16 protein-coding genes and 1 tRNA gene are annotated in these 13836 nt (G+C 64.1%); 10 read left to right on the forward strand and 7 right to left on the reverse strand.

Translation table 11 applies throughout. The features are described from left to right. Positions 1–151: 151 nt before the first annotated feature. The 5 genes from PMN64_RS04930 to PMN64_RS04950 all read left to right on the forward strand — a co-directional run bounded on the left by PMN64_RS04930 (position 152) and on the right by PMN64_RS04950 (position 4992). Entirely contained in the window at positions 152–769 is a 618-nt protein-coding gene (locus tag PMN64_RS04930; protein ID WP_411779913.1) for a beta-1-3, beta-1-6-glucan biosynthesis protein, read from the forward strand. A 193-nt stretch (positions 770–962) separates the two neighbouring features. Next, positions 963–3812 (forward strand): glycosyltransferase, encoded by a 2850-nt coding sequence (locus PMN64_RS04935; protein ID WP_411779914.1) that lies wholly within the window; start codon positions 963–965, stop codon positions 3810–3812. A 194-nt stretch (positions 3813–4006) separates the two neighbouring features. Continuing rightward, a tRNA-Lys gene (locus PMN64_RS04940) sits at positions 4007–4082 on the forward strand. Positions 4083–4172: 90 nt separating this feature from the next. After that, positions 4173–4436 carry a hypothetical protein gene (locus PMN64_RS04945; RefSeq protein WP_411779915.1) on the forward strand — a complete coding sequence of 88 codons (264 nt, stop codon included), beginning with the start codon at positions 4173–4175 and terminating at the stop codon, positions 4434–4436. Positions 4437–4860: 424 nt separating this feature from the next. Beyond that, complete coding sequence (locus PMN64_RS04950) at positions 4861–4992, forward strand: hypothetical protein (RefSeq protein WP_259243485.1); 132 nt, start codon at positions 4861–4863, stop codon at positions 4990–4992. A 366-nt stretch (positions 4993–5358) separates the two neighbouring features. Here the strand turns inward: PMN64_RS04950 and PMN64_RS04955 are convergent, their stop codons facing one another. From PMN64_RS04955 to PMN64_RS04965, 3 genes are all read right to left on the reverse strand, one after another. Beyond that, positions 5359–5595: a hypothetical protein gene (locus PMN64_RS04955; RefSeq protein ID WP_411779916.1), complete on the reverse strand. Its 237-nt coding sequence runs from the start codon at positions 5593–5595 to the stop codon at positions 5359–5361. Positions 5596–5740: 145 nt separating this feature from the next. Then, positions 5741–6619 carry an MBL fold metallo-hydrolase gene (locus PMN64_RS04960; RefSeq protein WP_411779917.1) on the reverse strand — a complete coding sequence of 293 codons (879 nt, stop codon included), beginning with the start codon at positions 6617–6619 and terminating at the stop codon, positions 5741–5743. Between the two features lie 205 nt (positions 6620–6824). Beyond that, positions 6825–7019: a hypothetical protein gene (locus PMN64_RS04965; RefSeq protein ID WP_016846119.1), complete on the reverse strand. Its 195-nt coding sequence runs from the start codon at positions 7017–7019 to the stop codon at positions 6825–6827. Between the two features lie 261 nt (positions 7020–7280). On the opposite strand from PMN64_RS04965, the gene PMN64_RS04970 reads away from it, so the two are divergent. Then, the gene (locus PMN64_RS04970; RefSeq protein ID WP_411779918.1) at positions 7281–7508 is read left to right on the forward strand and encodes a hypothetical protein; all 228 of its coding nucleotides are present in this window, start codon (positions 7281–7283) and stop codon (positions 7506–7508) included. Positions 7509–7547: 39 nt separating this feature from the next. Here PMN64_RS04970 and PMN64_RS04975 read toward each other — a convergent pair whose 3' ends face one another. The 3 genes from PMN64_RS04975 to PMN64_RS04985 all read right to left on the reverse strand — a co-directional run bounded on the left by PMN64_RS04975 (position 7548) and on the right by PMN64_RS04985 (position 8552). Continuing rightward, on the reverse strand, positions 7548–8006 hold the full coding sequence (locus PMN64_RS04975; RefSeq protein ID WP_411779919.1) for a hypothetical protein: 459 nt from the start codon (positions 8004–8006) through the stop codon (positions 7548–7550). Positions 8007–8041: 35 nt separating this feature from the next. Beyond that, on the reverse strand, positions 8042–8203 hold the full coding sequence (locus PMN64_RS04980) for a hypothetical protein (RefSeq protein ID WP_162832439.1): 162 nt from the start codon (positions 8201–8203) through the stop codon (positions 8042–8044). Positions 8204–8291: 88 nt separating this feature from the next. Beyond that, positions 8292–8552, reverse strand: coding sequence for a DUF3551 domain-containing protein (locus PMN64_RS04985; protein WP_028340725.1), 261 nt, complete (start codon positions 8550–8552; stop codon positions 8292–8294). A 340-nt stretch (positions 8553–8892) separates the two neighbouring features. Between PMN64_RS04985 and PMN64_RS04990 the strand changes: the two genes are divergently transcribed. Continuing rightward, a complete protein-coding gene (locus tag PMN64_RS04990; protein WP_411779920.1) occupies positions 8893–9684 on the forward strand; it encodes an anthrax toxin lethal factor-related metalloendopeptidase in 792 nt (263 codons plus the stop codon). Positions 9685–9840: 156 nt separating this feature from the next. Here PMN64_RS04990 and PMN64_RS04995 read toward each other — a convergent pair whose 3' ends face one another. Then, positions 9841–10692, reverse strand: a complete 852-nt coding sequence (locus PMN64_RS04995) for a 3-hydroxybutyryl-CoA dehydrogenase (RefSeq protein WP_018271573.1) — start codon at positions 10690–10692, stop codon at positions 9841–9843. Positions 10693–11623: 931 nt separating this feature from the next. Here PMN64_RS04995 and PMN64_RS05000 point away from each other — a divergent pair. The 3 genes from PMN64_RS05000 (at position 11624) to PMN64_RS05010 (ending at position 13819) form a co-directional block, all read left to right on the forward strand. Next, positions 11624–11839, forward strand: a complete 216-nt coding sequence (locus tag PMN64_RS05000; RefSeq protein ID WP_411779921.1) for a hypothetical protein — start codon at positions 11624–11626, stop codon at positions 11837–11839. A gap of 128 nt (positions 11840–11967) precedes the next feature. Continuing rightward, positions 11968–12225 carry a hypothetical protein gene (locus tag PMN64_RS05005; RefSeq protein ID WP_028340728.1) on the forward strand — a complete coding sequence of 86 codons (258 nt, stop codon included), beginning with the start codon at positions 11968–11970 and terminating at the stop codon, positions 12223–12225. A gap of 304 nt (positions 12226–12529) precedes the next feature. Continuing rightward, positions 12530–13819, forward strand: a complete 1290-nt coding sequence (locus PMN64_RS05010; protein WP_028340729.1) for a hemolysin family protein — start codon at positions 12530–12532, stop codon at positions 13817–13819. Positions 13820–13836 lie beyond the last annotated feature (17 nt).

Raw genomic sequence — 13836 nt, forward strand, 5'->3', positions numbered from 1 at the left:
GGTCGATAAAGTTGTGAGTTTGCTGGACAAAATACCAAATTCCAGTCATGGGATTCCGCCAGAGTCTCCGCCGCACTGGAGACCTATTTGGACGGCATCACGCGAGCCGTTAGGATGATCCCGCGGGGGCAGGAACATTATCGGGGAATACATGCGTCGACGGCTGCTTGAGTTGAAGAACACTGCTTTGCGCCACCTTGCCGTAACCGGCCTTGTCACATGCCTTGCGCTCCTGACCGGGGCCGGCGGCGCTTTCGCCCAGAGCGGCACGCCCAATCCGCCCGACCAGGCCAAGCAGCAGCCTGGACAGGCCGACGCGAACGCCAATGCGGCGCGGGAGGCCAACCAGCGCAAGGTCGAGGAATTCGTCGAGGCCCAGCAGGCGATCAACGGCCCGGCCGGCAACCCGGAATGCGTCTGGCTCGGCCGCCGCGTCGTCCGCCTGATGTGGAACGACGACCTCGACACCGCGTTCCGCCATCTCGACCTCTACGATCGGTTCGGCTGCCCCGGCGGCCACGTCCAGGCGGCGTTCCGCTGCCTGACCCGGTTCGGCGCCCAGATCGACGACAAGGTCCGCGGCAGCCTCGACGGCCGCATCCACGCCTGCTGGATCAACCCGGGCGCGCAGCCCCAGGCCGCGGCGGCCGCCGCGGCTCCGACCCCGACCCCGGCGCCGGCGACGGCCGGCACCGCTGCACCGGCACCGGCAGCGTCGCCCTCGCCTGCACCGACCCCGTCGGCGTCACCTGCGCCGGCGTCGAAATAGCCATATCCCGCGACCGGGTCCGGCCGCGATTTTTTTCGCGGCTGGAACGGCTTGCGCCCTTAAAACGCCATCGCGGCACACCAGTTGTTAAATCGGATGGCGGAGATATCTTTCCCTCCGCCATCGCATTGGTCGAACCCAGGGGACGGGTTCGCTTAGTCCTCAATCTCAGGCCCCGTATGGTTTAACCGCGATGCGCGCCGTCGTCGCCGTCCTGTTGCTTGTCACCGCCGCCCACGCCGCCCTGTGGGGTCTCTTCCAGGAGAAGCAGTCGGCGCCCGATTTCCGTGGCACGCTGCCGAGCCTGTCCTACGCCCCGTTCGAGTCGGGTCATACGGTCGCCGACGTTGCCGCCGACACCGAGAAGGTGCGCACCGACCTGAAGAAGCTCTCCACGCTCACCAAAGCGGTCCGCCTCTATTCGTCGACGGAAGGCAACGAGCGGGTGCCGCCGGTCGCCGCCGAGTTCGGCATGAAGGTCACGGTTGGCGCGTGGATCGACAAGGACGCCAACCGCAACAACCGCGAGATCGAAGCCGCGATCAACCTGGCCAAGCGCAACAGCAATGTCATCGGCATCGTGGTCGGCAACGAAACCGTGTTCCGCGGCGAACAGGTGCCGCTGGAAAACCTTGGCTCGGTTCCGGAGATCGGCGTGCCGCCCGAGGAGTCCGAGCGCATCCTTCGCGAGGAGGCGCAGCGCCTTCACGACGCCGAAATGCAGCCGGATGAAAGCGGCAGCAGCGGCTTGAGCAAGCGCGCTGAAGCGATCAAATGGGCAGTCGCCGAAAACAACGTACACCGGCTGATCAAGGTGATCCAGCGGGTCAAGAAGTCGGTCAACGTTCCCGTCACCACCGGTGAAATCTGGAACATCTGGCGCGACCATCCGCAGCTCGCCAACTCGTCCGACTTCGTCGCCGCGCACGTGCTGCCCTACTGGGAAAACTTCACCGACAAGCAGGCGGTGGACCAGGCGGTCGACCGCTACAATTTGTTGCGCGACTCCTTCCCCGGCAAACGCATCCTGATCGCCGAATTCGGCTGGCCGAGCCAGGGCTACAATCTGCGCAGCGCCGTTCCCGGCCCGTTCCAGCAGGCCACTGTGCTGCGCAACTTCGTCACCCGCGCCGAAGCCATCGGCATGGACTACAATATCGTCGAGGCGATCGATCAGCCCTGGAAGTTCTTCGAAGGCGGCGTCGGACCCTATTGGGGCATCCTCAATGCCGACCGCGAGCCAAAGTTCGCCTGGACCGGTCCGGTCACCGATCCGAACTACTGGAAGATCGCGCTGGTCGCCGTGCTGGTCGGGCTGTTCATGTCGCTGCCGATCCTGCGGCTGGACCAGCCGACCGTGATGCAGGCGCTGCTGCTGTCGGCGGCGGCCAACGGTGTGGGCGCCTGGGTCGCAACCGTGTTCTCGTACTGGACCACGCACTACTTCGTCTGGGGTTCGGCCTTCGCGCTCAGCCTCGGCCTGGTGCTGCTGGTTCCGCTGGTGCTGATCGCGATGGCGCGAATCGAGGAGATCGCGGCGGTGGCGTTCGGCCGCGGCCCGCGCCGGCTGATCGGCAAGAGCGCGCCGCTTGCGCCCGCCACGATCGGCGAGAACGTGAAGTTTCCGAAGGTCTCGATTCACATCCCGGCCTATTTCGAGCCGGTCGAGATGCTGAAGCAGACGCTCGATGCGGTGTCGCGGCTCGACTATCCGAACTTCGAGTGCGTCTGCATCATCAACAACACGCCCGATCCCGACTTCTGGCGGCCGATCCAGGATCACTGCCGGCTGCTCGGCGAGCGCTTCAAGTTTATCAATGCCGAGAAGGTGCAGGGCTTCAAGGCCGGCGCGCTGCGCATCGCGATGGACCGCACCGCGGCGGATGCCGAGATCATCGGCATCATCGACGCCGACTATGTCGTGCATCCGGACTGGCTGAAGGATCTCGTGCCGGCGTTCGCCGATCCGCGCGTCGGCCTCGTACAGGCGCCGCAGGAGCATCGCGACGGCGATCGCTCGCTGATGCACTACATCATGAACGGAGAATATGCCGGGTTCTTCGACATCGGCATGGTCCAGCGCAACGAGTTCAACGCCATCATTGTGCACGGCACGATGTGCCTGATCCGCCGCGCCGCGATGGACAAGGCCGGCGGCTGGTCCAGCGACACGATCTGCGAGGACACGGATCTCGGCCTCTCGATCCAGCAGCAGGGCTGGCTCACGCACTACACCAATGTGCGTTACGGCGAAGGCCTGCTGCCCGACACCTATGAGGCCTTCAAGAAGCAGCGCCACCGCTGGGCCTATGGCGGCTTCCAGATCGTCAAGAAGCATTGGCGGCGCTTCCTGCCCGGCGCCAGCCGGCTGACGCCCGATCAGCGCCGCGAATTTTCGCTGGGCTGGCTCAACTGGCTCGGCGCCGAAAGCCTCGGCGTCGTGGTTGCGATCCTCAATCTGATCTGGGTGCCGATCGTCGCCTTCGCCGACATCGCGATCCCCGACAAGATTTTGACGCTGCCGATCATCGCCTCCTTCATCGTCTCGCTGGTGCATTTCGTCGCGCTCTACCGGCTGCGCGTGAATATCAAGGCAGGCCAGATGTTAGGGGCCATGATCGCGGCGATGAGCGTGCAGTGGACGGTGTCGCGCGCGGTGGCGCAGGGGCTGATCACCGAGCATCTCGCGTTCGCCCGCACCTCCAAGGGCGGCCTGTCGCGGATGTCGATCGAGTTTCAGGCGTTCTGGGAAGCCGTGATCGGCGTGTTGCTGCTGATCGGCGCCGTCGTTCTGGTCGTCACCAATGGCTACAAGCAGGTGCGCGAGATCTACATCTTCGCCGGCGTCCTGGTGCTGCAGAGCCTGCCATTCCTGGCGGCGGTCTCCATCGCGATCCTGGAAAATTCGCGGATCAACGAGTTCGCATTCTGGCGCAACAGCGCGATCCGCACCGCGGAACTGATCGGGCTGCGCCCGGTCAGCCTGCCCTCGGTCGCCGCCCCGTCGCAGCCGGTCGGCTCGGAAATCCGCCGCGACAACTAGCGGCGGATCTAGCCGACTTCAAGAAACGGCCCTAACCGCAGGCGCCGGAACGGCAAATCCGGCGCAGCGGTGCACAATTGACCGCCCCTCGGCTATTGACCCGATGGGCCCTGCCCCCTACACAGCGCGGGCTGGAGCACGATCCCGAGGTGCGGGTTAACCCGCTGACGTCCGGATCCGCTGTTCAGGTGAGTGAGCGCGTAGCTCAGGCGGTAGAGCACGTGACTTTTAATCATGGGGTCGAGGGTTCGAGTCCCTCCGCGCTCACCAAACAAATTCAGATATTGAAGCCAGAAATACAGCCTCCAAGCCGGTTTCAAAGTTTCGTCTTGCACATGCGTTGCACACAGTAGTGCGGCAATGACGATAGCCCTCATGGTGCTCGGCGCAACTGCGCAGGCGCCGGCGCTGTTCATGGCCGCGGGGGCCGCGATCGCCAAGATCAACAGCTTCGGCAAGCCGCCCGGTTGGCAGATCGGCAACCGAGCCCGCGGACGCTTCTCACGGGACGGGACCGATTGGGGATGCAGAAGACGGTCACCGTTTCAGGAGGAGCTGGCGCGCGGGCCCTGGCGCCGGCTCTTCTTAATTTTGTGTGAACCAAGCCACAGTTGTTCGGCGTAATCTTTAGTAGGTTTTCGGCGCTGGGGATTTCAGGGCCCAGAGGCTGGAAGAACAGGGCGCCGCCGGGACAAACCATTTCGGGCCCGGCGGCGTAATTTTTCGGAATGGTCACCGCAACCCCGATGCTCGGATCAGACGCATTCGGACGCCAACGGCTCGTTGCTCTCCCTGTCGCGGTCATCATGCTCGGCGTCGCCCACGTCGAGCCCGCCTCCGGTTCTCCGGACCGGTCGGCGGCGGGTGTATTGCGGCATAAGCCTTGCTCTTTACGTGGCGCAGGGAATTTCAGTGTCCCGGTTCAGGAACAAGCTGTCGCCGGATGTGTCTTTTGGAGACGACCAGCTGGATTCATTGGGAGGTATCGTTGAGATACGCAGCGCCCCTACCGTCAAGGTTTATCGTTCGGAGAGGAAGCACCGACTGGATGGTCTATGATCGAGAGCTCAAGGGGCCAGCGCAGTTGAAGAAAGACGGCCGCTTCGCCGAGAAGCTGACGAAGGAACAGGCCGAACACATCAAGCAGGCATTGACGGACGCCCTGAAGCCCGAGCCATAGGCAGAGCTAGCTCGAATACCCCGATCGGTGGCGACACAAACCACGAACAGATGACATCTGTGTTACCTCGTAAGGTATATGAACAGAGTTGGGCAAAGCGAACGAGGCGCGGCAAAACCGCGGCGCATCAGTGGAGCAAATTAGGCCGTTGCGGAATTCAGCTTTGACTACCGGCCATTTAGTCGAGCCACCGCGCGTCGCCGCGGAGGAACGATCAGTGAACAGCTCAAAGGCATAGCGCAAGCCGCCCGCGCCGGTGAAGACCACCTGCGCACCAAGGGGAGCGCAAACGCAGGATGCCGAAAGCGCACGAAGCTCAGCGGGCAATTCGGAGCGAACATTCGGAGCGCTGCAAGAGTTCAGCCATCAAGCCAACGGCAATTCGCCTTGACCGCCTGTCCAGTCGATGATGTCGACCTGGAGTCCTCGCTTCAACATCTCGGCCTCGAGACTGCCGGCATGCCGTTTCCATTCGGGCGTTGCGCGGACGCGAAATCTTGGATCTTCGCCGGCTGCCTCGAATTCGTCGTCGGCCTTGAGCGCGCCGCGGACGGCTTCGTACATCATCTTCAGGCTGGCGTCGGTGAAGGCGCCGTAGTCCATCGGTCGTCTCCTTTGGCACTGTGGGACGCAAAAAGCCGCCACGTAGTCACTCGTGGCGGCCTTCTGCAAGCGGCCCATCCAGACGGCCTGGGACGACGTTGCGTGAGTCGGGTTAATGAAACGTTGTTCGTGCGGCGGCGCGCACTCAGATCGCGATGCGGTCGAAGTCGATGGCTATCCGGCTGTTCGGGAAAATCCTCGTCGCCTCCGCCAGAATGTCCTCGTCCGGGTAGCGGCCGGAGATGTGCGTGAGGATGAGCTGCTTGACCCCGCTCCGCGCCGCAAGCGCGGCGGCTTCGCTGGCGGTCAAATGCCCGTAGTCGCGCGCGATGGCCGCATCACGCTCGAGAAACGTCGCTTCGATCACCAGCAGGTCGGCGTCCCCGACGCGTTCGGCGAGCCCCTCGGTGGTTTCGGCATCACCGACGATGACGAGCTTCCTTCGCCCCTGGGCGGGGCCAAGCACCTGTTCCGGATCGATGGTGCGACCGTCGTCCAACTTCACCTGCCGTCCCTTCGCCAGCTCCCGGCGAACGGGCCCATCGGGCACGCGCAGCGCGAGGAGCCGGTCCGGGAGGAGATGGCGGCGCATCGCGCTCAGAAAGGAGAAAGCGAAGCTGTCCGTATCCCTGTGGCGGACCGGAAAGCAATCGATGGTGAATTCGCCGGCGTCGAGGACTCGCCCCTCGGTCAACGGCACCAGATCAAGCGGGATCGGCGCTCTGCCCTCGCCCCAAAGCCCGGCCAGCATGCGGACGACGACATCGAGCGTGCCGGGCCCGGCATGAATCGTCATCGCATCCGAGCTTTGCCGCAACCGGAGGGTCGAAAACAGCCCGGGGATGCCGAGCACATGATCGAAATGCCCGTGGGTCAGCAACAGGCTATCAAGCCGTCGAAAGCCGGCGCCACTCCGCAGCAGCTGGCGCTGCGTTCCCTCGCCGCAATCGACCAGAATACGACTGCCGGCTGCCTCGACGAGGATGCCCGGGTGATTGCGCTCGGAGCGAGAACATCGCAGCACCTCGCCTTCCGACTGCCGACGGCGCCGTGCCGCCGAGATCGTGCAATCTGATGGCAGCGTCGCCCGATGTGTTCAAGCATCTCGATGCCGCCGACGTGGGACCAAAGCGTCCTGAAGCCGGCGGCTTTGAGGGCGAGCCCCATTCGCGCCATCGGGATCGGTTGTCGTGACCGGCGCACGCGGCGCCTGTCACGCCCTCAACCGGTCACAGCCTCAAACATCGAAACAGCTGCGCGAGCGCGGTGTTGGCGGATTGCGCGCGCCGTTCGACGATTTCGGCCGCAGCGGCATAATTGCGCGCCAGGATCTGAAGCGCGCGGCGAGCATCCGGCAGCGTGGATTGCTCCGCCATCTCCAGGCACTGATGCTCGAAATATCTGAGCTCCTCAAGTTCGGTCATTCGCGAATCGTCCGATCGGTTCCTGCATTTTCGAACTCAGTGCGCCGGCGACCTAGTGAAAGTTTTGGCAAGTTTGTTGCGGGGGTCGGGCAATCTGGTCGGAGTGTTTCTGGACGCATGATTTGATAGTCACCGCTCCGTGACCCGATGCGAGGATGAGCTGCGCGGATCGACAACCGCGTGCAATCGTCTCACAATGCGGCGGTCTCGCTTTGCGAGATTTGGAACATGCGCCGTTGATGCGGCATCGAATTGGCTTTGTTGGACCAGATGAGGAAACGCGATTGGGCTTTCGTGGCGGCCTGTGTGGCAGGCGCGCTGCTGTTCGGCGTCTGGAGTTTCCAGATGGGTATCGCGTTTCATCGATCCCAGCACGGCGCGACCGACCTCTCCAGTTCGCACCGGCGGAGCCAGGACGGCGCGTCCGCGCGCAGCCCGGCCCGGCTCCAGGCGGATGACGGCGATCAGCAGGCCGGACAGCCGCGATAGGCGCCGCGATCGCGTCCGTCACCACCACATCGCGTCCGACTAGGCCCAAGCCAGGCCTGCCATGCCGGCGGCGCCATCGTCATCTGTCTTGGCATGCGTGAGCCGCCTGCGGCGCGGACTGTCCTTGGCACGACGGTGACGAACGCCAAACCTGTGCAGCGCCATCGGCACATGCCGCATCACGCCGCGGACGAGATCGATGGCCTGCCTGACGACGGCCACCACCGTCGCAACGCGGGTAAAGAAGCCGATCAGGAAGATCATCGAGAAGATGTCGATATAGGCTAGCACATCGCCAACCAGCATCAGCTCGGGAGGAAGCGGAATCCGGTGCCAATAGGCACCGATCACGATGGCAACCGGGATCAGCGCGATCAGCTTCCGTAACGTCAGCCGATCGAGCAAGGCAGCGAGCTCAACGACCAGGATTTGCCACAGCCAATCGCCGAGCGCGGCCGGCTTGTCGATCGTCCAGGTCTGCCACAAACGCTGCCACATAGCCGCTCCGCCTCCCCTTGCCCGCAATACCGGCGCTACGGCTTCGACGACGCCTCGCTGCTGCCTTCGTCTGCGGCGCCTTGCGCATCAGCCGGATCGGCCGATGGAAAGATGCGCTCATAATTCGCACGCGCCTCGCGGATCAGACGCGCGCGCTCGCGTTCGGACTTCGAGATGAACCTGATGATCTCGCCCATGTTCGCTCCAAGGCAAAAAAAATGATCCGACCGTCAGCTATGCAACCATCGTGCCCGACGGTCGCTTGGCCCGACCTCCTCGCACCGCTCAGCGGAACGCCCGCGGCGCCATCCGCTGCTGGCTGAAGGCAACGCGCGGATTGATGCCGCAATAGGCGTCACGGCCCGACGCGGATGCCTGGCACTGCTGATAGGTCTGGTAGCCGCAATAGCCGGGATATCCCTCCTGCCGGCCCTGGATGCACCAGGGATACTCATAGGGATCGGCCGCCGCAGGCGACGCGGAACCGACAATCCAGCTCGTTCCGAGCGCCGCGAACGCCAGAATCGCCCAATTCGTCCTGCGCATGATCGTGTTTCCTTGCTCAATCGCACCCAGCTGCTGATCTAGGTACGCCGGCACGATCTGCGAGGTTTCCGGGGACCGCCTCAAGAAGCTGTGACGATCGTTCAAAGCCCGCTTGCGGCACGGTGAGCACCGGCTGACCGGTCATCGGCCCTCGCGGCCTCCACACCCCGCTGGCCCGCTGCCCGCCGGCCCATCCCAGCGCATGTAGTTAACCGACGCCTAATCGGGGATACGCGGTTGAAATGTACGACTTAAGCGCGCCGCAAGGCGGCTGCCCTAGTCTCCCGCGCGGCTCAATGGACGACGACACCCGGAGAGGCTCGTCGCACGGGGGATAATCATGCGCAGCGCGCTCATTGCTTCAATGATCCTGTCACTTGCGGTCGGGCCGGCCGTTGCCGGACCACGAACGTCGGGGTCGTCCGAGGCGGCACCGGCCAGCGTCGAGAAATATCGCGGCTACGTCTTCGATCTTTCCGAGAACACCGACCGCAAGGACGTCACCAGCATCGCCGACATGGTCCGCCGCCAGCTCGACGTCGTGGAAACCGCAGGCTTCAGCCCGAAGGTGTTGCAGTTCTTCCATCGCGTGCCGATCGTTGCCAGCGAGATGGCGTGTCTCGACGAAGGCGCGGCGGCGGCCTGCTATGGCTTGACGCCACCGGAATGGGACCGCGGCACGACGCGCGACGTCACCATCTGGGATCATGACAAGCAGCAATGGACCAATTCGGATCCGCTCGCGCTTGCGCTCGATTCCGGCATCGGCATCATCAGGATGCGTCCGAACATGATGCGCTACGCGAAGGAGCCGGTGCTGCTGCACGAATTCCTTCATGCCTATCACGCCCGGCTGATGCCGAACGGCTATGAGAACAAGGGCATCAAGGCCTTCCTCAGCCAGGCGAAGTCGAAGGAACTGTTCGCCAAGGAGGCCTACGCGTTGAAGAACCAGCAGGAGTTCTTCGCAGTGACAGCGAGCATCTTCCTGGCCGGCAAGGATTCCGAGCACGAACCCTATACGCGCGCCACGCTGAAGGAGAAGATGCCGGACTACTACAAGTATCTCGTCGGCCTGTTCGGCGCCGATCCCGAGGAAACCAGCATCACGCCGGTCGCATCGGCCGACTGAGCCCGGCATCCCACAAAAAAACGAGGCCCGGTGTGCCTAGGAGACCGGGCCTCGTTTCTGATGTCCCCCGCCTCGTGGCGGATCAGGTGTTGTCGATACGCGACCTTGTCCGCGCGATCCATCCCGGATGATTACGGGGGCAGGCGCGCGCCGGCCTCACTTGCTGTAGCTGTAGAACCCCTGCCCGGTCTTGCGGCCGAGATGGCCGGCATCGACCATCTCCTTCAGCAGCGGCGCCGGCCGGTATTTGGGGTCGTTGAAGCCGGTGTAGAACACCTCCATCACCGACAGCATCGTGTCGAGCCCGATCAGATCGGCAAGCGCGAGCGGGCCGATCGGATGATTGCAGCCGAGCTTCATGCCGGCATCGATCTCCTCGGCGGTGGCAATACCTTCCTGCAGCGCGAAGATCGCCTCGTTGATCATCGGGCAGAGGATGCGGTTCACCGCAAAGCCGGGGCTGTTCTTCGCCGTGATCGCGACCTTGCCGACCCGCTTGGCGAAGGCTTCGGCCTTGGCGACGGTGTCGTCCGAGGTCTGCAAGCCCCGGATCAATTCGAGCAGCGCCATCACCGGCACCGGATTGAAGAAATGCATCCCGATGAAGCGGTCGGGACGATCGGTCGAGGCCGCAAGGCGAGTGATCGAGATCGACGAGGTGTTGGTTGCGACCAGCGCGCTCGGCTTCAGCCCTGCACAGAGATCCTTCAGGATCTTGATCTTCAGCTCCTCGTTCTCGGTCGCGGCTTCGATCACGAGATCGCAGGCGGCGAGCTTGGCCTTGTCGGTGGTCGCGTTGATGCGCCCGAGCGTCGCGTCGCGGTCGGCCGCGGTCATCTTCTCCTTGGCGACAAGCCGATCGAGACTGCTCCCGACCGTCTTCAGGCCGCGCTGGACCGCCGCGTCGGAGATATCCACCATGGTCACGCCGAGGCCTGCCGCCGCGCAGATCTGCGCGATGCCGTTGCCCATGGTCCCGGCGCCGATAATGCCAACCGTCTCAATCATCGCGTTCGTCCCTCGTCGCTTGCGCGGCCGCGCGGCCGCATCGTCAAAAACGGCGGACCGGAGGGGTCCGCGGATGGCGCATGAATAGCAGTCCGGCCGCGCGGCCGATACAGCCGAAGCCGGTATTCCGGTGGGGTCTATTCGGGGCGCGGCGGGACAGGCCGCCGTGGCGGAACGGCTGGCCGCGGCGGCAATTGGGTGCGCGGTGGTTCGGCCGCGCGCGACGGTTCGAGCACGCGGTTAAGTCGTACAATCCACCAGGCCAGCTGTCCGTAGCTGCGGCGCAGCGCCGATCCGAATCCCTCGTCGATGTCCTGATCACGATCCATACCCCTATCATTAACGTGCATCCTTGAAGGAACGGTGAGTGCCATCACGTGCAGCGCCGGCAATCGTTAGCAACCTGGCAACCATCCACGCGCAGGCTGTACGCGGGTGCCGGTAGTCTCCCGGATTGCACCGGGAAGTCCCCGCGCTGCAACATCGCGGTGCCGGTCCGACTCGCATTTTGTTGATCGAATTTTCCGCCGAGCGCCGCGACATAAGGACATTAGACGACGAGGGCTACGCCCATGCTTGCCGAGAAATTCATTCTGTTGCTCGAGACATTGCTTAACGGCCAGACCCATTCCGACGGAAGTCCCCGCGTGGTGAGCACCTCGCCCCACATTCCGGTGAAGCTTCCCGGTGGAAGCCAACCGCAAGGCAGTCTGCCTCGCTAGGCCCCTGCTGCCGGCAGGTTAGGTCGCCGCGAGATTCTCAAGGGCGTCGCAGCCACGTCGCTGCGGAATGCTGATCGCGACGTTTGCCTCCGCCAGTTGTCCTGTCGTGACGCACGAAGTCATTTGGCGCGGGCCCTCGCCCGTGATCCAGCTCATAGGTGGTGAAGCCGAGCCACGCTACACCGCTCCGGCAACGACGTGGTGCCGCCGTGGACGATCAGACCGACAGCAAGACCGATTTCGCAAGCATCGCCGTCGCAATCTGCGTCGCCGCCTATATCGCGATCATGCTGGCCTATCTCGCCCAATACGATCTCGGCCTGACCGCCGCGCAGACACGCCATCTCTCGATGCTAGCAGCGCTGTTCCTCGCGCTGCCGGTCGCGCTGGATTTGCTGCGCACCGGACCCGGCGACGCTCGCTGACGCGGACACGAACGCGCCCGCCGCCGCCGATCTCCCCTGGCGCAAACACGCCTGCGCAACATAGCGCTAGGCGAAGCGACGCGAATCAGCGTTACTTTGCAACTGATCGCTTCGTGGGATTTGGCGGCATGACCCAGCCCGACGTGTTTGATCAGAAGGTTCTGGATCAGAACATTCGCGAACTGCAGGAATGGCTGCGCAGGGCCTGGCAGCAACTCGCGGACCCCTCGCTCACCGCCTTCTCCCGCCGCGAATTGCGCAACCAGATGAAGCAATGCAACGCCGATTTGCGCGTGCAACTGCAAGCCGCCTCCAAACGAATGCTGGTGCAGCCCGCCTCATCGGGCAGGACGTTCGCCAAGCCGGCGCTGCGGATCCTCGCCTAGAGCACGATCCGGAAACGTGCGAAGCGGCTTTCCCTCGCGACAAACGCAGGGCGTTTGCGCGGAGATCATGCTCAAACAATGGGCTGAAGCGCGATGACGATTCAACCCAATCTCATCGCGCCTCAGCGTTTGTCTGGCTGTCACACATGCCAGCGCGCCAAAATGCCGCGATCTCCTGCTGCATGCTGGCCATACGCACCCTCTGCTTGTGCAGGGACGCCCGACAAGGCACAGCAAAACCGCTCCGGTATGCCTATATTGGGCGTCGTGTAGCGGCCAATGCCGCCAATGTTTAGGGACTCCCGTGTTATATCTGGAACTTGCGATCGTGGCGGTCTTGATCGTCGTCAACGGTCTGTTGTCGATGTCGGAGCTCGCGATCGTCTCCTCCCGTCCGGCGCGCCTTGCGGCGCTGGTCGAACGAGGCGTCAGCGGTTCGCGCCGCGCACTTGCACTGGCCTCCGATCCCGGCAAGTTCCTCTCCACGGTGCAGATCGGCATCACGCTGATCGGCGTGCTGTCGGGCGCCTTCTCGGGCGCAACGCTTGGTCAGCGTCTGACCCAATGGCTGCTTGAGCTCGGGGTGTCCGCAGGCATCGCCGACGCGGCCGGCGTCGGCCTCGTCGTCGGCGTGATCACCTATGCCTCGCTGATCGTCGGCGAGCTGGTGCCGAAGCAGATCGCATTGCGCGATCCCGAGTCGATCGCGGTCAAGGTCGCTCCGGCCATGACCATGATGGCGCGGCTGTCGCTGCCGCTGGTGTGGCTGCTCGACCGTTCCGGCAAGCTGCTGCTGTGGGTGCTCGGCCATCGCGAGGATGCGCAGGACCGCATCAGCGAGGACGAGATCAAGACGCTGGTGGTGGAGGCCGAGAACGCCGGTGTGCTCGAGCCCGGCGAAAAGGAGATGATCGCCGGCGTGATGCGCCTCGGCGATCTGCCGGTCGGCGCGGTGATGACGCCGCGTCACGAGGTCAGCCTGATCGACCTCGCCGCCCCCGCGGCCGAGATCCTGGCGACGCTACAAAAGAGCAGTCACTCGCGCTGCGTGGTGTTCGACGGCAACCGCGATCATGCGCTCGGCATCGTGCAGGCCAAGGACGTGCTCGACGTCTACCTCGCGGGCCAGACGCCCGACATCCGCGCGCTGACGCGCGATGCGCCGATCATTCCGGAGACCGTCGACGCCCGCGACGTGGTCGCGATCCTGCGCGACTCCAGAGTGCATATCGGCCTCGTCCACGACGAGTACGGCACCTTTCAGGGCGTCGTGACCAGCGCCGACATCCTCGAGGCCATCGTCGGCGCCTTCCACACCGAGGAAGGCCCGGCCGAGCCCGCCTATGTCCGGCGCGCCGACGGCTCCTATCTGATCTCGGGCTGGATGCCGGCGCTGGAATTCAGCGAACTGCTCGGCATCACGCTGCCATCGCCGCGGCCGTACCAGACCGCGGCCGGCTTCCTGCTGCATGAATTCGGCGCGATCCCCGATGTCGGCGCGAAAACCACAGCGCAGGGCTGGGAATTTGAGATCGTCGACCTCGACGGCCGGCGCATCGACAAGGTTTTGGCCAGCAAGCAGCCGGCGGCCTGACATTTGCCACCGGGCCG

It is taken from the genome of Bradyrhizobium sp. UFLA01-814, from assembly GCF_046718885.1.
Classification (GTDB): Bacteria; Pseudomonadota; Alphaproteobacteria; order Rhizobiales; family Xanthobacteraceae; genus Bradyrhizobium; species Bradyrhizobium elkanii.